The 23,829-nt window shown below is 53.5% G+C and carries 27 protein-coding genes; 16 read left to right on the top strand and 11 right to left on the bottom strand.

Translation table 11 applies throughout. The annotated features are described in order from the left end of the window. The first annotated feature begins 110 nt into the window (after positions 1-110). The 3 genes from ACT3RP_RS01535 (at position 111) to ACT3RP_RS01525 (ending at position 3,529) form a co-directional block, all read left to right on the top strand. Positions 111-1,739, top strand: coding sequence for an acyl-CoA synthetase (locus ACT3RP_RS01535; protein ID WP_483393087.1), 1,629 nt, complete (start codon positions 111-113; stop codon positions 1,737-1,739). A 22-nt stretch (positions 1,740-1,761) separates the two neighbouring features. After that, entirely contained in the window at positions 1,762-2,610 is an 849-nt protein-coding gene (locus ACT3RP_RS01530) for a 3-hydroxybutyryl-CoA dehydrogenase (RefSeq protein WP_441684603.1), read from the top strand. A gap of 145 nt (positions 2,611-2,755) precedes the next feature. Then, on the top strand, positions 2,756-3,529 hold the full coding sequence (locus ACT3RP_RS01525) for an enoyl-CoA hydratase/isomerase family protein (RefSeq protein ID WP_096281550.1): 774 nt from the start codon (positions 2,756-2,758) through the stop codon (positions 3,527-3,529). 125 nt (positions 3,530-3,654) lie between these two features. Here ACT3RP_RS01525 and ACT3RP_RS01520 read toward each other — a convergent pair whose 3' ends face one another. From ACT3RP_RS01520 to ACT3RP_RS01510, 3 genes are read right to left on the bottom strand one after another with little or no spacing between them, the layout of a single operon-like run. Next, positions 3,655-4,665 (bottom strand): L-idonate 5-dehydrogenase, encoded by a 1,011-nt coding sequence (locus ACT3RP_RS01520; RefSeq protein WP_483393086.1) that lies wholly within the window; start codon positions 4,663-4,665, stop codon positions 3,655-3,657. Between the two features lie 32 nt (positions 4,666-4,697). Continuing rightward, positions 4,698-5,468, bottom strand: a complete 771-nt coding sequence (locus tag ACT3RP_RS01515; RefSeq protein WP_096281543.1) for an SDR family oxidoreductase — start codon at positions 5,466-5,468, stop codon at positions 4,698-4,700. Positions 5,469-5,477: 9 nt separating this feature from the next. Further along, on the bottom strand, positions 5,478-6,857 hold the full coding sequence (locus tag ACT3RP_RS01510; protein ID WP_096281541.1) for a GntP family permease: 1,380 nt from the start codon (positions 6,855-6,857) through the stop codon (positions 5,478-5,480). A 282-nt stretch (positions 6,858-7,139) separates the two neighbouring features. On the opposite strand from ACT3RP_RS01510, the gene ACT3RP_RS01505 reads away from it, so the two are divergent. The 5 genes from ACT3RP_RS01505 (at position 7,140) to ACT3RP_RS01485 (ending at position 10,431) form a co-directional block, all read left to right on the top strand. Then, positions 7,140-7,841, top strand: coding sequence for a glutathione S-transferase family protein (locus ACT3RP_RS01505; protein WP_483393085.1), 702 nt, complete (start codon positions 7,140-7,142; stop codon positions 7,839-7,841). A 67-nt stretch (positions 7,842-7,908) separates the two neighbouring features. Beyond that, a complete protein-coding gene (locus ACT3RP_RS01500; RefSeq protein ID WP_096281537.1) occupies positions 7,909-8,448 on the top strand; it encodes a YaeQ family protein in 540 nt (179 codons plus the stop codon). Positions 8,449-8,669: 221 nt separating this feature from the next. Further along, positions 8,670-9,659, top strand: a complete 990-nt coding sequence (locus tag ACT3RP_RS01495; RefSeq protein WP_192536051.1) for a lipid A deacylase LpxR family protein — start codon at positions 8,670-8,672, stop codon at positions 9,657-9,659. 53 nt (positions 9,660-9,712) lie between these two features. Next, a complete protein-coding gene (locus tag ACT3RP_RS01490; RefSeq protein WP_096281533.1) occupies positions 9,713-10,033 on the top strand; it encodes a hypothetical protein in 321 nt (106 codons plus the stop codon). 80 nt (positions 10,034-10,113) lie between these two features. Further along, positions 10,114-10,431, top strand: coding sequence for a DUF6693 family protein (locus ACT3RP_RS01485; RefSeq protein ID WP_096281531.1), 318 nt, complete (start codon positions 10,114-10,116; stop codon positions 10,429-10,431). Positions 10,432-10,533: 102 nt separating this feature from the next. Here the strand turns inward: ACT3RP_RS01485 and yghU are convergent, their stop codons facing one another. The 3 genes from yghU to ACT3RP_RS01470 form a co-directional block, all read right to left on the bottom strand. Next, complete coding sequence (gene yghU / locus ACT3RP_RS01480) at positions 10,534-11,406, bottom strand: glutathione-dependent disulfide-bond oxidoreductase (RefSeq protein ID WP_096281529.1); 873 nt, start codon at positions 11,404-11,406, stop codon at positions 10,534-10,536. Between the two features lie 165 nt (positions 11,407-11,571). Continuing rightward, the gene (locus ACT3RP_RS01475) at positions 11,572-12,006 is read right to left on the bottom strand and encodes an organic hydroperoxide resistance protein (RefSeq protein ID WP_096281527.1); all 435 of its coding nucleotides are present in this window, start codon (positions 12,004-12,006) and stop codon (positions 11,572-11,574) included. A gap of 114 nt (positions 12,007-12,120) precedes the next feature. Further along, a complete protein-coding gene (locus tag ACT3RP_RS01470; RefSeq protein ID WP_096281525.1) occupies positions 12,121-12,570 on the bottom strand; it encodes a MarR family winged helix-turn-helix transcriptional regulator in 450 nt (149 codons plus the stop codon). A 258-nt stretch (positions 12,571-12,828) separates the two neighbouring features. Between ACT3RP_RS01470 and ACT3RP_RS01465 the strand changes: the two genes are divergently transcribed. The 3 genes from ACT3RP_RS01465 (at position 12,829) to ACT3RP_RS01455 (ending at position 15,340) form a co-directional block, all read left to right on the top strand. Continuing rightward, positions 12,829-13,359: a gluconokinase gene (locus tag ACT3RP_RS01465; protein WP_096281523.1), complete on the top strand. Its 531-nt coding sequence runs from the start codon at positions 12,829-12,831 to the stop codon at positions 13,357-13,359. Between the two features lie 77 nt (positions 13,360-13,436). Continuing rightward, positions 13,437-14,432 (top strand): gluconate operon transcriptional repressor GntR, encoded by a 996-nt coding sequence (gene gntR, locus ACT3RP_RS01460; protein ID WP_483393084.1) that lies wholly within the window; start codon positions 13,437-13,439, stop codon positions 14,430-14,432. Positions 14,433-14,491: 59 nt separating this feature from the next. Next, positions 14,492-15,340: an MOSC domain-containing protein gene (locus ACT3RP_RS01455; RefSeq protein WP_096281519.1), complete on the top strand. Its 849-nt coding sequence runs from the start codon at positions 14,492-14,494 to the stop codon at positions 15,338-15,340. On the opposite strand, the gene ACT3RP_RS01450 is transcribed toward ACT3RP_RS01455, so the two are convergent. Further along, complete coding sequence (locus tag ACT3RP_RS01450; protein WP_096281517.1) at positions 15,294-16,199, bottom strand: DMT family transporter; 906 nt, start codon at positions 16,197-16,199, stop codon at positions 15,294-15,296. The two genes, ACT3RP_RS01455 and ACT3RP_RS01450, sit on opposite strands and share 47 nt — an antisense overlap. 204 nt (positions 16,200-16,403) lie before the next feature. Here ACT3RP_RS01450 and ACT3RP_RS01445 point away from each other — a divergent pair, with 204 nt between their 5' ends. Beyond that, on the top strand, positions 16,404-16,826 hold the full coding sequence (locus ACT3RP_RS01445) for an OsmC family protein (protein ID WP_483393083.1): 423 nt from the start codon (positions 16,404-16,406) through the stop codon (positions 16,824-16,826). A 212-nt stretch (positions 16,827-17,038) separates the two neighbouring features. Here the strand turns inward: ACT3RP_RS01445 and ACT3RP_RS01440 are convergent, their stop codons facing one another. Next, the gene (locus ACT3RP_RS01440; RefSeq protein WP_441684585.1) at positions 17,039-17,449 is read right to left on the bottom strand and encodes a PRC-barrel domain-containing protein; all 411 of its coding nucleotides are present in this window, start codon (positions 17,447-17,449) and stop codon (positions 17,039-17,041) included. 430 nt (positions 17,450-17,879) lie between these two features. Here ACT3RP_RS01440 and ACT3RP_RS01435 point away from each other — a divergent pair, with 430 nt between their 5' ends. Then, complete coding sequence (locus tag ACT3RP_RS01435; RefSeq protein WP_096281510.1) at positions 17,880-18,848, top strand: L,D-transpeptidase family protein; 969 nt, start codon at positions 17,880-17,882, stop codon at positions 18,846-18,848. Positions 18,849-18,864: 16 nt separating this feature from the next. Here ACT3RP_RS01435 and ACT3RP_RS01430 read toward each other — a convergent pair whose 3' ends face one another. Beyond that, the gene (locus ACT3RP_RS01430; RefSeq protein WP_483393082.1) at positions 18,865-19,533 is read right to left on the bottom strand and encodes a 2OG-Fe(II) oxygenase; all 669 of its coding nucleotides are present in this window, start codon (positions 19,531-19,533) and stop codon (positions 18,865-18,867) included. Further along, positions 19,530-20,201: a CoA pyrophosphatase gene (locus tag ACT3RP_RS01425; RefSeq protein WP_176483408.1), complete on the bottom strand. Its 672-nt coding sequence runs from the start codon at positions 20,199-20,201 to the stop codon at positions 19,530-19,532. The genes ACT3RP_RS01430 and ACT3RP_RS01425 overlap by 4 nt, the downstream gene beginning before the upstream one ends. Before the next feature lie 94 nt (positions 20,202-20,295). On the opposite strand from ACT3RP_RS01425, the gene ACT3RP_RS01420 reads away from it, so the two are divergent. Then, the gene (locus ACT3RP_RS01420) at positions 20,296-20,853 is read left to right on the top strand and encodes an NUDIX hydrolase (protein ID WP_096281504.1); all 558 of its coding nucleotides are present in this window, start codon (positions 20,296-20,298) and stop codon (positions 20,851-20,853) included. Positions 20,854-20,880: 27 nt separating this feature from the next. Here ACT3RP_RS01420 and ACT3RP_RS01415 read toward each other — a convergent pair whose 3' ends face one another. Continuing rightward, positions 20,881-21,192 (bottom strand): YqfO family protein, encoded by a 312-nt coding sequence (locus ACT3RP_RS01415; RefSeq protein WP_096281502.1) that lies wholly within the window; start codon positions 21,190-21,192, stop codon positions 20,881-20,883. A gap of 144 nt (positions 21,193-21,336) precedes the next feature. Here ACT3RP_RS01415 and ACT3RP_RS01410 point away from each other — a divergent pair, with 144 nt between their 5' ends. Together ACT3RP_RS01410 and ACT3RP_RS01405 are read left to right on the top strand one after the other, a co-directional pair. Further along, positions 21,337-22,287, top strand: coding sequence for a sugar-binding transcriptional regulator (locus tag ACT3RP_RS01410; protein WP_096281499.1), 951 nt, complete (start codon positions 21,337-21,339; stop codon positions 22,285-22,287). 151 nt (positions 22,288-22,438) lie between these two features. Then, positions 22,439-23,761 (top strand): ABC transporter substrate-binding protein, encoded by a 1,323-nt coding sequence (locus ACT3RP_RS01405; protein WP_483393081.1) that lies wholly within the window; start codon positions 22,439-22,441, stop codon positions 23,759-23,761. Positions 23,762-23,829 lie beyond the last annotated feature (68 nt).

The following is a 23,829-nucleotide window of genomic DNA, read 5'->3' as shown; positions in this document are numbered from 1 at the left end:
CGAATCACATAGCTACGCGCCGCCGCCTTAAAGGCGGCGGCGCTGTTTGTAGGCTATCAAAACATGCATTTAAAACGATCGCTTTTAATAACAATAGGTAGGAGTCGACTATGAGCGCTATCTTCGAGCAAGGCTTACCCAAAACCGTTGCCAATCACGTGCCGCTTTCGCCGCTGACCTTTATCGAGCGCTCCGCGTCGATTTACCCCGATTATCCCGCCATCGTGCATGGCAGCACTCGCCGCACCTGGGGCGAAACCTGGACGCGCTGCCGCCAGCTTGCCTCTGCGCTCAAACAGCGTGGTATTCAGCCGGGTCAAACGGTGGCGGCCATGCTGCCTAATATTCCAGCTATGTTTGAAGCGCATTTTGGCGTGCCACTAGCGGGCTGTGTGCTCAATACCTTAAATATCCGCCTGGATGCTGAGGCGATCAGCTACATGCTTGCGCATGGCGAAGCCAAGGCGATTCTGGTGGACCCCGAGTTTGCTGACGTTATCCAGCAGGCCGTTGCCAAGCTCGAACATAAGCCGCTGATCATCGATGTGGCCGACGTGGCGTTTCTGGGTGAAATAGACGGTATTGGGGAGATTGAGTACGAAGCGCTGCTCAATGAAGGTGACGCCGATTTCGCTTATCAGCTACCTGACGATGAATGGAATGCGATCTCACTCAACTATACCTCTGGCACAACGGGAAAACCCAAGGGCGTGGTTTATCACCACCGTGGCGCTTACCTGAACGCGGTGAGCAATATTATGGAGTGGGCGATGCCCCACCACCCGATCTATCTGTGGACGCTGCCTATGTTCCACTGCAATGGCTGGTGTTTTCCATGGACGATTGCCGCCAATGCAGGCGTCAACGTGTGCCTGCGCCGTGTCGAGCCTAAAAAGGTTATGCAACTGATTGCTGATGAAAAGGTTAGCCACTTCAGCGGCGCACCGATTATTCTCAATGGCTTAGTTAATTTGCCCGCTGAAGATAAGCGCCAGTTCGATCATTCGGTGAAAGTTACCACCGCCGGTGCTGCGCCGCCTGCCGCGGTGATTGCTGGCGTTGAAACTCTAGGCATCGAGGTTACCCACGTTTACGGCTTAACCGAAGTGTACGGGCCGGTGACCGTTTGTGCCTGGCGTGAGGCGTGGGATGAGTTGCCTCTTGAAGCGCGGGCGAAAATAAAAGCTCGCCAGGGCGTGCGCTATCACATGCTCGAAGCATTATGCGTGGCCGACCCGCTCACGATGGAACCTATCCCCAAAGACGGTCAAACCATGGGTGAGATACTGATGCGCGGTAATAACGTGATGAAGGGCTACTTAAAAAACCCTGAGGCAACCGAGCAGGTGCTAGCGGGTGGTTGGTATCACACCGGCGATTTGGCTGTGTGGCACCCGGATGGCTATATCGAGATCAAAGACCGCTCTAAAGACATCATTATTTCCGGTGGTGAAAACATCTCGACCATCGAAGTAGAAGACGCTATTTACGGCCATCCTGCCGTTGAAGAGGCGGCGGTGGTGGCTAAGCCCGACGAGAAGTGGGGCGAAACGCCCTGTGCATTTGTGAAGCTGAAAGTCGGCTACGGGGAAGTCACTGAGGCCGATATTATCGCCCACTGTCGCGAACGTTTGGCGGGCTACAAAGTGCCTAAGACGGTGATTTTCAGCGAACTGCCGAAAACCTCAACGGGTAAGATACAAAAATTCGTATTGCGTGAAGAAGCTAAAAATCATTGATAGTGGATTAAGGAGAAAGTGAATGAGTGACCAACTAATTGGCGTCGTCGGCGCGGGTACGATGGGGCAGGGGATTGCCCAGGTAGTGGCCGCCAGCGGGTTTACGGTACGTCTTTTTGATGTGGCCGAAGAGCAGCTGGGTCGCGCCGAAGCGAACGTCGACAAAGGCTTAGCCAAGCTGGTTGCTAAAGAAAAGATCACGGAGGCAGATAAAAAGGCCGCTTTGGCGCGCCTCTCGACCACGACCTCGTTACAGGCGCTTAGCGACTGTGCGGTGATTATTGAGGCAGCGCCTGAGCAGCCAGCACTCAAAGAGACGCTTTTTCGCGATCTAAGCCAATTGAACAGCACGGCTATTTTGGCCTCCAATACCTCATCGCTGTCGCTCACCCGCTTGGCGGCGGTGTGCGAACATCCCGAACGCGTGGTAGGCATGCACTTCTTTAACCCCGTGCCGGTGCTCAAATTGGTAGAAGTGATTCGCGCCGAGCAGACCTCTGACGCTACCGTTGAGCGTATCGAGCAGCTTGCCAAGGCATTAGGCAAAACCGCCGTGCCGGTGGGCGATGCGCCGGGCTTTGCAGTGAACCGCTTACTAGTGCCGATGATCAACGAGGCGGCGTTTATTGTTCAAGAGGGTACCGCCACCCCAGAAGCAGTTGATGACGCCATGAAGCTAGGTGCCGCACATCCCATGGGGCCGCTAGCGCTGGCAGACCTGATTGGCCTAGATGTCTGTTTAGCGATTATGAACGTGCTTCAAGAAGGCTTTGGCGACCCCAAATATCGCCCGTGCCCGCTGCTTAAACGCATGGTAGCCGCAGGCTATCTCGGTCGAAAAACCGGCCGCGGCTTTTACCACTACGATTAATTGAGAGCTGGATGGTCTCAATGCTAAGCCGGGAAAGGCTGCATAAATAAGTCATTGCCACTCAACCAAGCGTTCGCTAGGGTTGAGTGGTATTTTTCTGGCTACGATATAACAGCGTATGCCCATAACAATTAAGGAGCCCGCCATGAGTGAGTCAGTGATTGAGAAAGTTGATAACGATGGAATGGTGCGATTAACCATTAATCGTCCTAAGGCGCTCAATGCGCTAAACAGCGAAGTGCTCGCCGCATTAGAAGCCCATTTAGTGGCGCTGGAAGCTCACCCGGGTTTACGCGCGGTGCTGATTACGGGGGCGGGCGAGAAATCCTTCGTGGCGGGAGCCGATATTACCGAGATGCGTGAAAAAACGCCTGAAGAGGCGCGAGCATTTGCCAGCCAAGCGCTGCGCACGATTAAACGCTTAGAGACATTGCCAGTGCCGGTGGTCGCGCTGGTAAACGGGTTTTGCCTTGGCGGCGGCTGCGAATTGGCACTGGCCTGCGACTGGGCCGTAGCCAGCGATAACGCCGTGTTTGGGCAGCCAGAAGTGCTGCTGGGTGTGATCCCCGGCTTTGGTGGCACCCAGCGCTTGCCGCGTCGCGTTGGCCCCGCCATGGCGATTGACCTTGTCACCACGGGTCGTAAGATTGATGCCCAAGAAGCACTGCGTATCGGGCTCGTTAACCGAGTAATGCCGCAGGCTGAGCTGGAGAGCTACGTCGAAGAACTCACCAAGCAGCTTAAAGGCAATGGCCCGCAGTCCGTGCGCGGCGCTAAACAAGCGGTTCACGATGGATTAGACCAAGACCTTGATAGCGCGCTGGCGCTGGAAACGAGCCTGTTTGCCCTCTGTTTCGCCGGTGAAGAACAGAAAGAAGGTATGAGCGCCTTTGTAGAAAAGCGCAAAGCTAACTTTTAACATCTCGCTTTAAGGTCTGTTATGTAAAATCCGCTTATAAGCATTTGGTTAATAAATTTTGATTGGTAGTGGGGGTGACGCCGGCGTCACCCCCGTTTTATTTATACGATTTATGCCTGTGTTTGTTACTTCCAAAGCTCGATCAACACCTTGCCGGATACTTGCGCATCTTTAGCAATTGAAAATGCGTGCTGGGCATCTTTGGCAGGCAGCACGTGAGTGATGACGCTATCGAAGCGGGCATCGGCAGCGAGCAGCCTGATGGCTTCATCAATTTCATCGTTGAAACGGAAGCAGCCTCTCAGCTGAGCCTCTTTTGAAATCAATGACGCTAGCGCAATCGGCTGTGGCGTTGCAGGCATCATGCCTATTTGAACGATAACGCCTGCACGACGTACGGCGAGAATAGCGCTGTTGATCGATGCGGGAACGCCGGTGCACTCAAGCACCACATCAAAAGCTTCTTGAGGCAGCTCATCCGTGCCTACCTGAATAGTGCTATGCACCCCCAGTTTGCGGGCGCGGGATAGCGGGCCATCCAGAACGTCGGTAATGCAAACTTCGCGGGCCCCTTTGGCAAGCGCTGCCGCTGCGGCGAGCAAGCCAATGGGCCCCGCACCGCATACCAATACGCGCTTTTGATCGACCCCGCCGGCTACCTGGATGCCATGCAAGCCCACGGATAAGGGTTCTGCTAGGGCGGCGCGCGCCAGAGGCAAGGTACCAGGCAGTGCCCTTAGCATACTGATATCGGCATCTAAAAACTGGCTCATGCCACCCTGCGTATGCGGCCAGGTAGAGGCAGAGCCTAGATAAGCACCATTGGGCCACAGGTGCGGCTTGTCTTCGATGCCGGGCTGGCTGTTGCCAAACGTTGCAGGGTGCAGCGTGACCGGTGTTCCCTGCGGCCATTGCCCGCTAGGGTCTTCCTCGACGATTCCCGACATCTCGTGGCCGGGAATCATTGGTTCACGAATCACAAAAGCGCCATTGGCTCCCTCATGATAGTAGTGAAGATCTGAGCCGCAGATGCCGCCGAAAGACATACGCAAACGTACTTTTCCAGAGGCTAATGCGGGCAGTGTAATGCTTTCTTCCCGTAGATCTTGCTTACCGTGAATGACTAATGCTTGCATGGCGCTGCTTCCTAAAGGGAAGGTCTGGGCAGTTATACGACCGAGGTCATCCCGCCATCGACGAAAATATTTTGCCCCGAAACGAAACTTGAGGCGCCCGAGCAGAGATAGATAAGCGTGCCCACCAGCTCGTCGAAATGCCCCCAGCGCTGGGCTGGCGTACGCTTTTCGACCCATTGGTTAAAGGCTGGGTCTTGCCACAAAGCGGTATTCATTTCGGTCTTGAAATAGCCGGGAGAAATACAGTTGACCTGGATATTGAAGCGGGCCAAATCCGCGGCCATGCCCTGTGTCAGTAGCGCAACGCCGCCTTTTGTGGCGGAGTAAGGCGCGATGGTTTCTCTGGCAAGTTTAGACTGCACGGAGCCGATGTTAATGATTTTGCCGGAGCCGCGTTCGCTCATAGCAGGCGTTAAGGCGCGGGAAACATAAAATAAACTCGACAGATTGGTCGCGATAAGAGCATCCCAATCAGCAGTGTCAAACTCATTGAACGGTGCGCGGCGCTGAAGCCCGGCATTATTGATCAGAATATCCGGCGTTCCGTAGTTATCAATCAGTGTTTCAAGCGCCTGCTTGGTAGCGTTAGCATCGGTGACATCGAAACTGATCGCTTCAACGGTGGCCCCTGTGTCTTGCGCCACTTTATCTGCTTCTGCCTTCACTTTGTCTAGATCACGCCCGTGTAGGATGACCCGCGCGCCCTGGTGTGCCAATCCTCTTGCGAGAGCATTGCCAAGCCCTCTAGAAGAGCCGGTGACCAGCGCTAAGCGGTCGCTAATATCGAAAAGTGCCTGCTTCATAGTAGTCACCTAAAACATCATGAAAATGATATACGCGAAGATAAAGCCGACCACTGACTCAAGGGCCTGCTGGACGGTCCACGTTTTCAGCGTTGTTTTGACATCCATACCGAGCAGCCGACCCACTAGCCAGAAGCCTGAATCATTCACGTGGCCTGCAAACACGGAGCCTGCGGCCGTGGCTAACGTAATCGCCACTACTTGCATTGAGGTGAAATCACCGCCAATCACGGCGGGCGCCATTAGCCCCGCCGCCGTTACCAGTGCGACCGTTGCCGACCCTTGGGCGAGACGCATAATCACTGCAATTACATAGGCCGCCAGGATGATAGGCAGGCCAATATCACTTAACGAGCTGGATAGCGCATCGCCAATGCCCGATGCGCGCAGCACGCCACCGAACATGCCGCCAGCGCCGGTAATCAGCACCACCGAGCAAATCGGCCCGAGCGAGGAATCGAGCACTTTTTCTAACGCATTGCCTTCCATTCCTTGGCGACGGCCCAGCACTAACATGGCTACTAACGTTGAAATGAGCAGTGCGATAGGCGTATTGCCGAGCGCTGAAAGCAGCTGAAACCACAGTTGGTCGCTGTCAACCGCGCCGATGGAGCGCAGCGAGTTAAGGCCGGTGTTCATAAAGATCAGTACAAGTGGCAGCATCAGCATGCTGATCACCACACCAACGGAAGGCGGATTGGTCACTTCGTCGTCGCTAATGTCGCCAAACAGTCCCTTACTCAGCGGGAACGGATGGCGTTTCGCGACAACTTTTCCCCACATGTAGCCTGAGATCCACCAGAGTGGGAAGGCAATTATCACGCCGGTTAGCAGAAGGAGGCCTAGGTTGGCATTGTACAGTTCCGACGCGCTCACCGGGCCTGGATGAGGGGGCAAGAAAACATGCATAACCGAGAATGCCGCGGCCGCAGGCATGGCGTAGAGCAGTATCGGGCCGCCTAAACGGCGCGATACCGCAAAGATAATCGGCAGCATGACGATTAAGCCAGCGTCAAAGAAAATGGGAAAACCCATTAGCAGCGAGGCGATACCCAGTGCAAACGGCGCGCGCTTTTCGCCAAAGACCTCAATCATTTTGTCAGAAAGCGCCTTCGCGCCCCCCGAATGCTCGACAAGCTTGCCAAGCATCGCACCCAGGCCGACAAGCAGCGCAACGGCCCCTAGCGTGCCACCGAAACTATTCACCAGCGTGGGCACAATGGCGTCAATAGGTATTTGGGTAGCTAGTGCGGTGAGCAGGCTCACCAGCATCAACGCCAAGAAGGCGTGCATTTTAAACCTGATGATTAACACCAAAAGGGATAAGACAGCCACTGCGGCAATGCTTAGCAGTGGTCCTGCGGACATCGTCTGAGTCCATCCGTTCATGCGAGCGCTCCGAAAAAATAAGGCTAATGACTGTCGATGTTATCGGTAACATTTTACAGCTTGAATGCTGGCTGGATACACGACCTTGGTTTAAATGGACGGGCAACGGCGTTGAGATAATCACTAGTCCGGCGACAGCAATTCTGCTAAACAGATAGACATAGGATGTGCGCCGATACGGCTGTTTTTACTAGATTTGTGTTTGCTAGGTTTATTTTTACTAGGTTTGTGCGTGTTTATGGCATCAATTGTCGTTCAGTCCCTATATAAGCTGAGGTGTGTATGTTTGATCTTTATATCGCCAATAAGAATTACTCGTCCTGGTCGCTGCGCCCATGGGTATTGATGAAGGTTCTAGACATTCCGTTTAATGAACATCTCATGCCGTTTGAAGGTGGCTTGGGTGAAAGTCGTGACACCTTCCTGCGTTTTTCACCCTCAGGCTTAGTGCCTTGCTTAGTCGATATGACGGCCAGTGGCGAGCTGGCGATATGGGATTCGCTCGCTATTATTGAGTACTTAGCCGAGCAGCATGCAACGGTGTGGCCATCGGATAAGCTCGCACGTGCCTGGGCGCGCTCTGCTGCCGCTGAAATGCACAGCGGTTTTGGTGCCCTGCGTGACGATTGTTCAATGAATTGCGGCGTGCGCGTTGAGCTAAAGGGATTGTCGGACAACCTTAAAGCCGATGTTGCTCGCTTGGATACGCTTTGGCAGCAGGGGCTTGAGCGCTTTGGCGGGCCTTATTTGGCGGGCGCAAACTTCACCGCGGTGGATGCTTTTTATGCCCCGGTGGCGTTTCGCGTGCAGACGTTTAATCTGCCGGTTAGTGAAGACGCTAAGGCTTATGTCGAGCATTTACTTGCGCTGCCTGCCATGCGGGCGTGGTATCAGTCTGCGCTTGAAGAGCAGTGGCGTGAGCCTATGCACGAGACTGAAACGCTGAAGAATGGCGCGCTAATAGCGGATTACCGACAGCCTTAACTCGCCCAGTTCACTCGATGCGTCATGCATCAGGTACACTGGCGCAAATTTTCGTTTGGAAACATCCATGGCCCTTAGTGCAACGCCCTATAAAGTTGATATTAATCTGACCGATCTGGATCGCAGCGTGTACGAGACGCTGCGCTTTACCGTGGCGCGTCACCCCTCGGAAACTGAAGAGCGCATGACCGCGCGCCTGCTTGCCTATGTCCTGTGGTACAGCGAGACGCTAGCTTTTGGCCGCGGGCTTTCCGATGTGGACGAACCCGCGCTATGGGAGAAAAGCCTGGATGGTCGTTTGCTGCACTGGATTGAAGTCGGGCTGCCTGATGCCGAGCGTCTTACCTGGTGCTCGCGCCGGGCAGAGCGGGTTTCGCTGCTTGCATACGGCCGGGTCGACTTATGGGAAAGCAAAGTACTGCCTAGCGTATCCTCGTTGAAAAATGTGCATGTGGCGAGGCTTCCGCAAGAGGCGCTAGCGGTGATTGCTAAAGATCTGCCAAGGGCTATCAACTGGGCCATTATGATCAGCGAAGAATCGCTGTTTATTACCGATGAGAACGGCCAGCATGAAATCACCCCACAATGGCTGCTGCGCGAGCGTTAATCTTTATTGTTGGGTTTATTCGCCTAAGCTATAAATATGAAAAGGGATGACCCATTGGTCATCCCTATTGTTTCAACTGCTTAGTCTTTTCCACATAAGGAAAAGAAAAACTATAGCTTGCTATCTTTTTGCACAACTACATACAATCAACAATGTTTGTTGGCGATCGCAAAAAGCTGTCTCAAAAAAACTGTCTCAAGGCCTCTCTCAAGGAACGAGCAATGCGCGGATACCCCTCTTTACGATGGCAGCTGCTCCCGCTAGTAGCAGCCATTAGCCTGCTGCCAGCACTAGCACACGCCGACAACAGTGTGTTCACGATTAAGCATGAAAATGACGCCATCGCTAGCGGTGACGATGGTCACTTCACTAGCGGTTTTGAGCTTAATTGGATGTTTGAGCCTGAGGCACAAAGCTGGACCCAGCGTCTAGCCACCGCGTTACCCGATAGCATTATCGGCAGTGCAGACATGGCTGCTTATCGTTTGGTGCATCAGATTTATACGCCCAACGATATTATGCAGTCGGGACTGATCGAAGATGATCGGCCGTATGCCGGGCTTGTTTATGGTGGCGTGTCGCTTTACGAAGATGTGCCCATGGGTAGCTGGGTTCAGTCGACTGACCTGCATCTAGATATTGGGTTGGCAGGGCCGTCATCACTTGCCGATAGTATTCAGCGTGAAGTACACCGTATCACCGGCAGCGACCGTCCTAACGGCTGGGATAATCAAATTGGCGATGAGCCAATCGTCAATGCTGCTATGCGTCGCCAGTGGTGGAACAGCACGCCGTTTATCGGTAAAGAGTTTGCCCATGGGCCGAGTGTCAGTGCCGCACTAGGTAACCTGTATACCTACGCTGGCGCGGGCTACAGCGTGCGTTGGGGCGATGAGGCTGCTGGCATTCCTACACTGACGCCTAGCCCCGGTAGCCGCTACTATATGACGGGAAGGCAAGGCTTGCAGTGGTATCTGTTTGCGAGCGTAGACGGCTACTACATGGCGCAAAACCTAACGCTTGATGGCAATACTTTCAAAGACAGCCACTCGGTTGATCGTAAAGAGTGGGTGGGCGATGTCTCGGCAGGGCTGGCGCTTGCCTGGGAAGATTGGCAGGTCACCTACGCGGTTGTGCAGCGCTCGCGTGAATTCGACGGCCAGGAAGAGCAGGATAAGTTTGGTTCTATTGCGCTATCGAAGCGTTTCTAAGCGGCTTAACGCGACTAATAATGTTAAGCGTCTTTCAATAGGGGAGGATATGCATGGCCAATAAATATCCTCACACGCCTGATGGGCGCTACTTTATCGCTAAGAATCGACTATGGCGCTGTACTGATCCGCGTTTAAGTGAAGACGAAAAGCGCGAACACATTAAAGCCTTGATGAAAGCTCGACGTGCGGTGAGAACCACCCAGCAACAGGACGATGAAGCGGGATTAGGCCGTGCCCGCGAGGCGGTGCAAGCCGCTAAAGAAGCATTGGGTGAGCGGGGCTCAGTATGGTGGGAGGATGATGCGCCCGATGAAACGGGATTCGCCCCGCATAATAGTTCTTATGCCAAGTGGTGGGAGAATCTGGCGTAGGCTGCAGCTTTGCTGATTTAACTGCATGTTTGCATTTTGTGATGATATTCTGCGCCGCTCTTATTCTTTAAGGATGCAGCGTGAACATTAAAGCGGATCTCTCCATTATCGACATCATTGGCCATCTGGTTCTTTGGCTAATACTGAGTGTGATTACCTTCGGTATAGCGTTATTTTTCTTTCCATACTCGTTTGCAAGATTTGTTATTAACCGCACTTCCGTTATCGACACAGCGACAGGCGTGGAGCGGAAAATGGTGTGTGATATCAGCCTCTTCAGCAATATTGGCCACATTATCCTGTGGGTGATCATTTCACTATTAACGTTCGGGCTTGGGTATATTTTTTACTTTTATCGAGTATGGAACTATGCACTTAATAATTCGCGCACTCAATAACTCACGCATTCAAGAGCGCTTAGCGTAAAACAGCCAAGCGATATGTGTCAGGCACGGGCACCTTTAGTGATGTTAAAGGCGCCCGTGCTGTATGCCGTCAGCTTACTTATCGCCAGTCAACTTGTCTTGCGTTTTAAGCGTGAAATCGCTGGTGTCATGGCGCTCATGCAGCTGCTCGCTAGGCTCACCCCAGGTGCGGTTCACCATGCGCCCACGCTTGACGGCGGGGCGTTCATCAATTTCCTCGGTCCAGCGCAATAGATTCTTGTAAGTGTGTGCTTCCAAGAACTCAGCCGCTTCGTAAACACGGTTTTTGACCAGTGCGCCGTACCAAGGGTGAATCGTCATATCGGCAATGGTGTACTCATCCCCGGCCATAAAGCGGTTTTCTGCTAAATGGCGATCAAGTACATCAAGCTGGCGCTTCACTTCCATCGTGTAGCGATCAATCGGGTACTGATATTTTTCTGGCGCGTAGGCGTAAAAATGCCCGAAGCCGCCGCCTAACATTGGTGCACTGCCCATTTGCCAGAACAGCCAAGAGAGGCATTCTGTGCGCTTCATTGGGTTAGTCGGCAAGAAGGCATTAAATTTCTCTGCCAGATAGAGCAGGATGGCGCCGGATTCAAACACCCGCTGTGGCGGCTGCGTGCTGTGATCCATCAGTGCCGGGATTTTGGAGTTGGGATTTACCTCAACAAAACCGCTGCTGAACTGATCGCCTTCGCCAATTTGAATCAGATGGGCGTCGTACTCTGCGTCTTTAATTCCCTGCTCCAGCAGCTCTTCGAGCATCACGGTAACTTTTACACCGTTAGGTGTAGCTAGGGAGTAAAGCTGAAGGGAATGCTTGCCCACGGGCAGCGCTTTATCGTGGGTAGGGCCTGCTATGGGGCGGTTGATATTGGCAAATTTACCGCCGTTGCCAGGTTCCCATTTCCAAACGTTGGGAGGCGTATAGGTGTTATCGCTCATCGTTTCCTCGCTATTAACCGATATCGGTAACTGCTGGGCACAGAGGTAAACCTATCCTTTGCGCGGCGATGCTAACGCTTTTAGGGGGTGGCTCTTACGACACCACCGCTTTGCATGCGCAGAAAGCGGTGGTGTGGGCGCTAGCAGATTAAGCTAATAGCTCGGTTATACCAGCGTCAAGGTGACGTTAATATTGCCACGGGTGGCATTGGAGTAGGGGCACACGATATGGGCTTTATCAACTAGCTGCTGCGCGACGTCTTGCTCAAGGCCGGGCAGGCTGATTTTTAGCTCAACTTCGATGCCAAAACCGGTAGGAATTGCGCCGATGCCTACGTTGCCTTCAATTTGAGTGTCTTCGGGAAGCGTTACTTTTTCTTGACTCGCTACATGCTTAAGCGCACCTAGAAAACAGGCTGAGTAGCCAGCCGCGAACAGCTGCTCGGGATTGGTGCCTTCACCGCCAGCGCCGCCCAGCTCTTTAGGCGTACTGAGTTTAACCTCTAGCGCGCCATCCGATGATTTAGCTTGGCCTTCACGGCCACCAGTAGCGGTAGCCTGGGCGCGGTAAGCAACTTTTTCGATAGTAGTGGTCGTCATATTGAATCTCCTGTCAGCGTTATTAGTTATGTTAACCGCCTTAATCTAGCGCAGCTTTATTTTGCGCACAAGATAAATGATAAATAAAAACTACCCTTTGCCGTGGCCATCGGGTCACTGGTTTTTTTGCAGGCTGTCGCGTAGCCGCACCAGGTCCTCTTTCAGCTCAGTCAGCGTTTCTATTGACTGCTCGCTCGCGTGCACGACGCAGCTAGGAATGTGGCAGGCCTGCTCACGCAGCGCTTTGCCTTTTTCGGTAAGGTATAGCTCTACCACGCGCTCGTCTTGATGGCTGCGCTTACGATTAAGCAGTTGATCGGCTTCAAGTCGCTTAAGTAACGGCGTCAACGAACCGGGGTCGGTTAGTAGGCGCTTACTCATGGTGCCAACGGTCATGCCATCGTTTTGCCACAGTACCAGCATGGCAAGGTATTGCGGGTAGGTAAGCCCCAGCTCTTTAAGCAGCGGTTTATAAACCTTCGTCATCATCAACGAGGTTGAGTAGAGCGCAAAGCAAAGCTGGTGATCCAGTTCTAACGCGCTGCAAGATGGTTGCACAGACATGGGTGCTCCGAAACGAAAGACGTAGGCTAATGTAGCTTGATGGAGCGCCAGTGGCTAGATCTAGACGTTGGTCGCAGGTTAACAGTTTTGTTTTGACAAGCAATGAGCGCACCGTTAGCCTTTTCTTTTGATTGTTACCGGTAACAATTGCAAAGCCCTTGTTTATATCGATTTCTTACCCCACTGCATTTTGAGCGTCATGTACACTGTCGTTTCAACCTTTTGCACCGTAGGCTTCACATTTGGAGAGCTAGCCCAATGATTCCCTCGTCTTATCGTATCTTAGTTATGGGCGCATCCGGGTGTGGAAAATCGTTGATTGGCGAAAATCTGGCACAGGCGCTAGGCGCCACCTTTATTGATGGTGATGATTACCACTCGCCAGAGAACGTGGCCAAAATGGCGAGCGGAACGCCGCTTAATGATAATGATCGCCATGGCTGGTTGGACACGCTGGCAGCGCTATTTGCCAATTATAAAGCGCAAAACGAGACAGTAGTGATTGCTTGTTCGGGGCTTAAGCGCCGCTACAGAGATCGCTTAAGAAACGGCGATTCTGAACTGCGCATTTTATACCTGGAAGGCACGCGCGAGCTGCTGCGAGAGCGGTTGGAAACCCGGGCGGGGCATTTCTTTAAGGGCGATAGCATGCTGGCAAGCCAGCTAGCGGACCTAGAGCCACCGGGCAGCGATGAGGCAAGGACGGCCTCCATAGCGCTTCCTCCCTCAACGATTGTTGGCCAATTTACCGCAACGCTAGCGCCGCCGCTTAGCCAAACCTTCGGCTAAAGAGGGGATAGGCATGGGGGCTCATTGTTGGTTAGGGTAGACCCCAACGCTCCCTCGCTTCATAAGGCCGCAACACTTTGAAGAAAAAACGCCCCACTCTGCAGGATATTGCCAACCATGTAGGGGCTACCAAAATGACGGTAAGCCGCTGCCTGCGCGATCCTGAAACGGTTTCTGAAGCACTACGCGCGCGCATCTTCTCAGTGGCTGAACAGGTCGGCTACATACCTAATCGAGCCCCGGATTTACTCTCCCGAGCGACCAGCCACTCTATCGGTGTGCTGGTGCCGTCATTGACCAACCAGGTCTTCGCCGATGTGATTGTCGGCATCGAATCGCTGACGGAACCCGCGGGCTATCATCTGATGCTTGCTCATTATGGCTATAGCCCTGAGCTTGAAGAACGTAGCTTGGCCTCGCTGCTCTCTTATAACGTCGACGGGGTGATTCTTTCTGACCGCGATCACACCCCGCGCAGCCTGCGTATGCTGGAAACCGCTGGTATACCGGTAGTTGAAATTATGGATACTTACCGGCCCGCGCTGCAGCAGGCGGTGGGCTATAACAACGTTCAAGCCGCTTATGACATGGTCAGTGCCATGATTCAGCGGGGTCGACGTCAGGTGATTTACCTGGGCGTACGGCTAGATGAGCGTACTCGACAGCGCGAGCAGGGCTATCGCCTTGCTATGGAAGAGCACGAGCTAACGCCGATTGCGCTGGAAAGCACACAGCGTTCCTCTTATAGCGTGGGGGCGGCACTGCTAAAGCAGGTGCTAGCTGACTATCCAGACGCCGATGGCGTGTTCTGCACCAATGATGACGTTGCTGTGGGCGCTTATTTTGAGTGCCAGCGATGTGAGATTGACGTGCCTGGGCGCATGGCCTTGGCGGGGTTTCACGGCCATGACGTAGGGCAAGTGATGGCACCTAGGCTTGCTAGCGTGGTTACGCCGCGTCAGGCCATCGGCGAAGCAGCGGCGCGCGAGCTTTTAGCCCGTATACGGGGTGAGCCGTTAACGCAGAGCGTGATCGACTTAGGTTATCGAATCGAAGCAGGCATGACGCTATAGCGTGACGGCGGCTGTGGGACTGGCTAAAGTAGCGTTTTTCCCTTGCTATGAGGCCACCCGTGGAAATTGCTCAGCTCAATATCTACCCCGTTAAGTCATTACAAGGCATCAGCTTGAGCCAAAGTGTGTTGCAGGAGCACGGGCTAGCCTGGGACCGCCGCTGGATGCTGGTTGATGCCCAGCAACGTTTTGTGACGCAGCGTCAGTTGCCTGCGCTGGCCACAATCGGCGTTGAATTGACCGACGAGCACCTTGTGCTTTCACACCCCGCCGTTGACCCGCTGCGCCTGCCATTAGCTGAGCCGGAGGGAAACCTGCGCCTTGTTAATGTGTGGAATGATCACTGCAAAGCGCGGCCTGAAAGCGAGGAAGTAACGCGATGGTTAGAAGCTGCCCTGGGCGAACAGGCTCAAGGGCTGAGCTTGGTACGCTTTGCCACGGAGTTTAGCCGTGCGGTTGAAGAAGATTTTCTCGACGGCGGGTCGGCCCATACTTATTTCGCCGATGGCTATCCCTTTTTGATTACCACTACCGGCTCCTTAAATGCCCTGAATCAAGCCCTGGTCGATGGCGGGCAATCGCCGGTGCCGATGAATCGTTTTCGACCTAATATCGTTATTAAGTGCGACCAGGCATGGGCTGAAGATCACTGGGTGACGCTTTCAGCGCAGAGCGGTAACTTTCAACTAACGCTGCGTAAGGCCTGCAAACGGTGCAAAATTATCACGATTGATCAGCAGTCGGCGGCGGTGCCTGCGCCTGCAGAACCGCTGAAAACGCTGGTTGTGCTTAATACTCAGCCTACCTTGAAAGGCGCGCACTTCGGCCAAAATGCCACCCTGCTTGTCGGTGCGGGCAGCGTTATTCGCGTGGGGGATGCGTTGGCGGCAGTGGTCCGCGAGATTTAAGGCGCAGCAGGTTGGTAGCAATGGCCGTACCTATCAGCGTAATTACCATACCGGCGATAATCTGAAGGCTTAGTGTTTCGTCCAGCAATAGATAGCCCCATACCAGTGCGCTCACCGGCACTAAGAAAGTGACCGTCGAGGTTGCTGTAGCCCCGGCATTGGCGAGTAAGCCAAAATACAGCAGGAATGCCAGCGTGGTGCTAAGTGTGGCGAGCGAAATAGCGTTGCCCCAAGCCAGAAGGCTGATGGGGGAGCTTGGCCATAACCAAATGCCGGGGATCAATAGCACCAGCGCCGACATCGCGCAGCTGCCCGCGGCCAGAACGCGGGTAGGAAGGTGGCCTAGGCGCGTTTTAGAGTAGTTGCTCGCAATGCCATAGCAAAACGTAGCCCCGAGTGCCGCCACAATAAACCAGCCGTCGCCACCTAGCGCAAAGTCGAGTCGATTTGCTGAGAGCACATAAACCCCCAGCAGCGCCAGGGCGAGGCCCCAGTACTGTTGGCGCTGTATAGCGGTGGCGAAGAAGCACACGCCTATCAATGCAGTGAAAATAGGCGTAGTAGCGTTAATCAGTGACGTGAAACCTGCTTCAAGGCGAGTGGTAGCGAGTGCCAGCAGTGAAAAAGGCAGTACGTGATTGACGATTCCCAGCAGTAATAGCGGGCCTTTATGCTGCCAAATTAGGCGTAGATAGTGCAGGCTGATAAGCAGCGGCATTAATAGCAGCGCGCCTATTCCCATACGTATCAGCACCAGTGGGACCGGCCCGAACTCGGGGGCGGCTACGCGCATGAAGATGAAGGACAGACCCCAGAGCGAGGAAAGCAGTAGCAGACGCAGCGCATCAGCGGATGACATGGGATGCCCTTAGTATTCAAAATGATGTAGTTAGATGGCTAGCTAGCTTACGACTGAACAGAGGCTGATGGAAGTTATTGGAGGCGCTTGCTGGGCAGAGCATGTAAAAATCAGCTACGCTGTTTAGGTAACCTAGGTGGCATCTGCCGCTTGGGCTCAGAGCGACATATTTTTCTGCCTATTAGCACGTACAAGGAGTTGTTCATGGATCGCAAAGCTAGCGCACGTTGGGAAGGTGGATTGAAAGATGGTAAAGGCACCGTTTCAACCGAAAGTGGCGTATTAGATGCCAAGTACTCCTTTAAGCAGCGCTTTGAAGATGAAAAAGGCACGAATCCTGAAGAGCTGATCGGCGCAGCGCATGCCAGCTGCTTTTCGATGGCGCTTTCAATGATTCTGGGTGAGAAGGGTTATACCGCCGATTCTATCGAAACCAGTGCGAAAGTGACTCTTTCCCAAAGCGATGCCGGATTCGATATTTCTAATATTCACTTAGACGTTGTCGCCACCATCAGTGGCGCAGACGATGCAGCTTTTCAGGAAGCAGCGGAAACCGCTAAAGCCAATTGCCCGGTTTCGAAAGTCCTTAATGCCGACATTAGCATGACTGCTAAATTAAAAGGCTAATGTTAATCTATGTTATGGCGTCTTTTTTTCTATGGGCTTTTAAGTGTTAGGCCCATTTCTTAATCAAGACGTCATGCCGCTTAAGTCTCTCATAAAAGGTATATGAGTTGAGTCTTTTTTAAATAGCACTAATGCCTTTTAAGTAAAGCGCGGTAAAACAAAAAGCCTTGGCGGTTGCCAAGGCTTTTATATTGGCTATTAGCGCCAATTCATTAGTCACGCGTATACTCTTCAGCGTCTTTGAGAGCATCTTCAGATGCATTAACGCTAATGACGTAGCCTTCGCCATCTTCTTCTTTGGTGAGTTCAAGCGAATCCCACTCGATAGCAACGCTTTTTTCACCCATACCTAGAAAGCCACCGACACCGACAACCACCGCGGTGACTTGGCCATCTTCATTGATCACGAGATCGGTAATGGTACCAATATCTTGATCATCCTCGACCGTGCTTTGAACCTGATTGCCGGTCAAAGCATCCGCATGGAAGGTGTTTTCTGGCGTAGTAGTGAGGTAGGTCGCTTCCATTGTTTCGGTCGTTTCTTCAGCGCTTGCCATACCTGCGGCAAGAATGAAGGCCGGAACGACGAGAGTACCTAGAATAGCGGGTTTAATCATTTTCATGTTTGCTTGCTCCTTGCATTATTATCGGGACTGAACGGCTCCGCGTTGCAGTCCTAGGGAACTAATAACGGCTGATAACCTTCCGAGTTGCCTTACGCTGGAAATCTTCTCGCCGCTACTATTTCTAGTTTTATTAATCATCAAATCAAGCTAGATATTAAGCTGTGCTAACTGCGTAAGATGATTAACGCCGCCTTGTGCTTAGTTGCACTAAGGCAATTAGCAGTTTAGTCGCTGTGTTCAGAAATACAATCGTTTCATTAAAACTTTTAGCAGGCTATGTGAGTGTTTAGGGCCGCCGTGCCGCTGCCATGCGACAATCTACCGAGTTGACCTACTCTTTGACAATGCTCATATTGCCGGGTCAAATGACCGCTTTCAGCCTACCTGCCGTGAATGTCAGGCCAAGGCCGCATAAAAAGGAAAACCCATGATATCGACTGCTAGGCGCTACCCCTTAACGCGTGTTAAGCAACTGTGGCTCGGCAGTATAACGCTGGGTGCATGGCTGTTGGCATCGTCTGCTGCTGCCAGCGGCAGTGACTCTCCTCGAGGGCATTATCCGCTGCCTGAAAACGGCAATATGGTCGGCGAGGTCTCCACCGTCGCAGCCACAGAAGAAGATACGTTGATGGATATTGCCCGTGCTCACAACGTGGGCTACGAAGAAATTCGTATGGCTAACCCTGATGTCAGCCTTTGGGTGCCGGGGGAGGGAACCGAGGTGACGATCCCCGGTCAGTTCATTCTTCCCGATGAGGAGCGTACGGGCATTGTGATTAACGTGGCCGAGCTGCGCCTTTATTACTATCCCGATGTTAAGGCTGGCGAAACGCCGCGTGTCGAAACGTATCCGATCGGCATCGGGCGTGACGCCTTTAATACGCCGCTGGGAATTACGAAAACGACCATGCGCCTTGAGAATCCGGCCTGGTATCCGCCTGAATCAATTCGTCGTGAGGCGACCGAACGTGGCGACCCAGCACCTGCCGTGGTGCCTCCTGGTGCTGAGAATCCTTTAGGCCGCTTCACCATGCTGCTGGATATCCCAGGCTATATGATCCACAGCACTAACCAGCCAGATGGTGTTGGTATGCGCGCCAGCAGAGGCTGCATCCGCATGTATCCTGAAGATATTGAATCTGTGTTCTGGCGCGTGCCGGTGGGTACCCAGGTCAATATTATCGATGCACCAATCAAGCTAGGCTGGGGCGCCAACGATGAAAGCTTTGTGCAGGCCTTTACCTCGACAGACGAAAAGGCCTATGGCATGGAAACGCTGTTAAATGTCGTTGGTTTAATTGAGCAATACGAAGGCGGCAATCCGCGTAGCGTCGACTATGAGCAGGTGCGGGAGGTGCTAGATCAATCCAACGGCCAGATCGTTCCTCTCAGCTAGTTCAGCGTTTTCCCCGCTAGCGTGCGGGGTCAAGTACGCCGCCTAGCGAGGCATTGCGTCGAAACCAGCCTGCAATGCTGGTGCGCGACTGGCGGGTGGGAAGCACTTCGTGGGCGATAGTTTCAGACAAGAAGCAGGCGAAGGTGCCTGCTTCGGGCACTACCCGGGCGATCTCAAGACTGGAGTCGTCCGGGTGGTAGATCACCATTTCACCACCGGCATCGCTTGGCCAGTCGGGCGTTAAGTAACTGACAGTGGAAATCACGCGATTGGCGCGGCCACGAAAACTATCTACGTGGCGTTGATAAAAAGCGCCGGGGGGGTAGTGGGAAAAATGCGCTTCGTACTCGAACAGACCTAAAAACAGTGCATGATTAAGCGCCTGCTGTAGCTCGCTCATGGCATCTAAGTAACGCCGCTGAGCGGCGCTTTCACGATCCAGCCAGTGAATAGCGTCCCCGCGAATATCTTTACGCAGCAGATGCTGCTTGCCTCGGCCAATCCCCGCTTCATCTAATTTATTATAGGCCGCGCGGTGCAAAAGCTCGTGATTCAGCGCATCACATAGCTCAAGGTCAATAACCTCGCGGCCCACATACCAGCCCTGCTCGACCAGTGCATCCACCAGGGCATTTTGCGTCGCTGTTTGCAGCACGGGTGACGACGTTGTGACGGTCGGGGTCATTTGTTGGGTCTCGGTGGCGCCGGGCGAGAAGGCGTGGCAGATGACTTAGGAAGCCGGCTTTTGCGTTCAGGATAATGCTGTAGCGGGCCCTGCGGGCGTTGATATAAATCAATGGGCATGCCAAAGCCCTCTGCCAGTAATTCCACCAGCATCATTGCCGACAGCCCCCAGATGACATGGCCATCGACGTGATAGCTGGGTACATAGTGAGCAACGCCATCGACGGTAATGACATCGGTATGGGTGCGGTAGTCATCCAAAAAGTGGCTAAGTGGAACCTCAAAAATAGCGTCAAGCTCACCTGGGTCAGCAACCAGCGGTAAATCAGGCGGAATAATGCCAACCCAAGGGGTAACGCGAATTCCATGTAGTGAAATGACATCCGACAGCCTTCCCAGCGGCTCGACTAGGCTAGGGTCAAGGGCAATTTCCTCTTCAGCTTCGCGCAGGGCCGTTGCGTAGAGGTCGCTGTCAAAAGGTTCACGCTTACCCCCTGGAAAGGCCACCTGGCCGCTGTGAGTGCTTAAGTGGCTTGCGCGGCGGGTAAATAGTAAGGTTGGCTCTGGACGTTCGACAATGGGTAAAAGCACGGCGGCTTCGGGCATCACGATATGATCCAAACGCCGAGGAGTCAGTTGTTGCAGCTGTTGACGCAGTTTCTCTAACATAGGGTATCCAGTGACTTTGTTCTCTTTTACCCAGCAGCGGCCATTGACGTCAAGCGCGTCGAGGCTTCTATTCACTAGCCGTTGAGAATACGCGATGAATTTTTGTAGCCAGTGTGGTGATAAAGTACGTTTTGCCGTCCCTGAAGGCGATGATCGCCCACGCTACCTGTGTGATGCCTGCGGTACGATCCATTATCAAAACCCACGGATCGTGGCCGGCACGCTGCCGGTTAGTGGTAGCAAAGTATTGCTCTGTAAACGCGCGATTGCCCCGCGCAAGGGCTATTGGACATTGCCTGCTGGCTTTATGGAAAACGCTGAATCAACCCCGCAAGCGGCTACCAGGGAAACGCGGGAAGAGGCCTGTGCCGAGGTCGATCTGGCTAATCTGTATACGCTCATTGATCTGCCCCATATCAATCAGGTATTTATGATTTTCCGTGCCGAATTAGTCGGCGGCTTTAGTGCCGGGCCAGAAAGCCTCGACGTTGCCTTGTTTGAAGAGCACGAAATCCCTTGGGATGAGCTTGCTTTCATTACGATTGAACGTACGTTACGTCACTTTTACGCGGATCGCCCTCATGATGAATTCCCGCTGCACATCAGCATGGTGACACCGGAAGACCGCGAGCGTTATTTAGGCAGCGCCTAGACGGCTAAAAATAAACGGGCGCACGTGTTACAAATCGGCGAGTAGCCACACATCATAAGCGACTTCTTCATAGGGGTGGGCAAGTTTCAAGGCCGCAATAGCGCCGTGAATATGGGCCTCGTCGCATATCATCTCGATTTTGAACTCTTCAACGCTTGCCAAACTGCCGACCGTGCCGATATGCGGATTGGTGCCTTTCGTTGGCCGAAACTGGCCCGTGCCGCGGGTTTGAAAGCAGACATTCTCATACAAGCCAATATGCCCAGCGCCGGACTCAAATACGGCCTGTTTAACGCTTTCGGCATCGTCGATGGGTACGTAAAAAGCCAGTTTATACATGCATGATCTCCAAGTAGTGTGAGCGTGGTGAAGCGATATACCATTTGCCCATTAGCGCCGCTTTTCTATTAACGAATAGGTGACTTCTGATCTCGGCATTACCTTTGTATGATGACACGTAAATTAACATTGAGAGAGCAGCGTATGGATAAATTCGAGGTTAAGCTGGATCAGGCCGCCAGGGCCGCCTGGATGTCCTTCGTGGGCGGAATGACGCAGGATGAAATTGCCTACCAGCTAGGCGTCTCCAGGCCGGGAGTACAGCGGTTATTGGCCCTGGCGCGACAGGAAGGATTGGTCAAAGTCCATATTGATCATCCTATTTCCACCTGTATGGCGCTAGGCCGCACGCTGCGTGATCGTTTTAGCTTAGACTACTGCGAAGTGGTACCTGCTGATAATCACGCACCTGACAGCGCACTTTCCTATCTAGCGGTAGCCGCCGCAGAACGTATTGCCAAACTCGTTGAACGCAGTGAGCCGTTAACGCTTTCGTTAGGCTCTGGGCGTTCGGTGCGCGCCGCAGTGGAGTCGCTCAGGCGCGTTGAACGTCCACAGCATCGCTTTGTGTCGCTGGTGGGTAATGTCGCTAGGGACGGCTCGACGAACCGTTACGACGCCGTCATGTTGATGGCTGATAAAACCGGCGGAGAACGCTTTTTGCTGCCCACGCCGATAGTGGCTGGGTCGCTGGGCGAGAAAGAGGCGATGCTCACGCAGCGACTGTTCAAGGCGATTGCTGACGTGGCTACAGAATCAGAAGCCGCCTTCATTGGCATAGGGCGTATCGACCGGCAGGCCACGCTGTTTCGAGACCACTTCATTAGCGAAAGCGAGCTGGATGAGCTGTTGGGCTTAAAAGCGGTGGGCGAGCTATTAGGGTGGCCGCTTAACAGTGATGGCGACGTCATTGACTGTTCGATTACACGCCGCGTTACTAGCCTTCCCTTAGAGCGCTTTGGTAAACATCTCATGGTCGCCATTGCAGGTGGGCGTGAAAAAGCGCCGGCCATTCGCGCAGCGCTGCGCGGTGGTTGGCTCAAAGGATTGGTGACCGATGAGGTCGCCGCAAGGCAGATTGTAGAAGCGTTATAACGCGTCAGTGCGCGTAGCAGACACTAGGTTAGCGTAAAGTCTAAGCCCATGGGCTTTGCTTTTTTTCGGCTTACGTACGATCATTTGTTTGGTTGATGATCAATAAGATCAAGGCGACAACAATGCCAATACATGCCCATAGGAGTGCTTTATGCGACTCGCACGTCACTTGCCCGTCACCACGCTAGCCGCCGCCGTTGCTATCGCGGGAAACGCCCAGGCGCAAACAGAACTTACCGTGGCGACGGTAAACAACAACGATATGGTGATCATGCAAAGCCTCACGGAGGCTTTCGAGGAAGCGCATCCCGACATTACCCTAGACTGGGTAGTGCTTGAGGAAAACGTGTTGCGCCAGCGTATGACCACCGATATTGCCACCGGTGGCGGTCAGTTTGACGTGATGACGATCGGTACTTACGAAGTGCCGATCTGGGCTGAGCGAGAATGGCTGGAGCCGCTGAATAACTTGCCAGACGAGTACGCTGAGGACGACTTGCTAGCCTCGGTGCGCGATGGCTTGAGCTTGGATGGCACGCTTCACGCGCTGCCTTTCTACGCTGAAAGCTCGATGATGTATTACCGCAAAGACCTGTTTGAGCAAGCCGGTATAGAAATGCCGGAGCAGCCGACGTGGGCGCAGGTGCGTGACTGGGCCGAAGAGCTTCACGGCAGCGAAGAGGGTTTGGCTGGGATCTGCCTGCGCGGCAAGCCAGGCTGGGGTGAGAACATGGCGCTCATCACAACGCTGGTGAACACCTATGGCGGGCGCTGGTTTGATGAGCAGTGGAACCCAGAACTCAACTCCGAGGCGTGGGTCAATGCCATTCAGTTCTATGTTGACCTACTGGGTAACTACGGCCCGCCAGGCGCTAGCTCTAACGGCTTCAATGAAAACCTAGCGCTGTTCTCACGAGGCAATTGCGCCATGTGGGTGGATGCCACGTCAGCGGCAGGCAAGCTTTACGATGCTAACGAGTCTGACGTCGCGGATAGTCTTGGCTTTGCGCCAGCCCCCATCGCTGAAACGCCTAAGGGCTCGCACTGGTTGTGGTCTTGGGCGCTGGCTATCCCTGCCTCCTCTGAGCATAAAGAGGCTGCGCTTGAGTTTATTACCTGGGCAACGTCGCAGGAATACATTGAGCTAGTCGGCGAAACCAATGGCTGGACCAGCGTACCGCCGGGAACCCGAGAGTCTACCTATGCCAATGAGCAGTACACCGACGCGGCTCCGTTTGCTGATTTCGTACTTAACGCTATCAAAGAAACGAACCCTAACGACTCAACCCTTGAGCCAAACCCTTATGTTGGCGTACAGACCGTCAATATTCCTGAATTTCAGTCGATTGGCACTCAGGTTGGGCAAAGCATTGCAGCGGCTTTAATCGGTGATACCACGGTTGAGCAGGCATTAGACGGTGCCCAGCGCGCTACCGAGCGCACCATGCAGCGAGCTGGCTACATCGAACGATAAATAGCCAACGCCTGCCCTTACTTGGCCGTTAGCATATAAGGGCAGACGTTTTGTCGGTGTTTTCGCAA

Origin of the sequence: Halomonas sp. AOP5-B2-8 (genome assembly GCF_052376475.1) — a bacterium.
GTDB lineage: Bacteria > Pseudomonadota > Gammaproteobacteria > Pseudomonadales > Halomonadaceae > Vreelandella > Vreelandella casei.
This window is presented reverse-complemented; position numbering and strand designations above follow the sequence as displayed.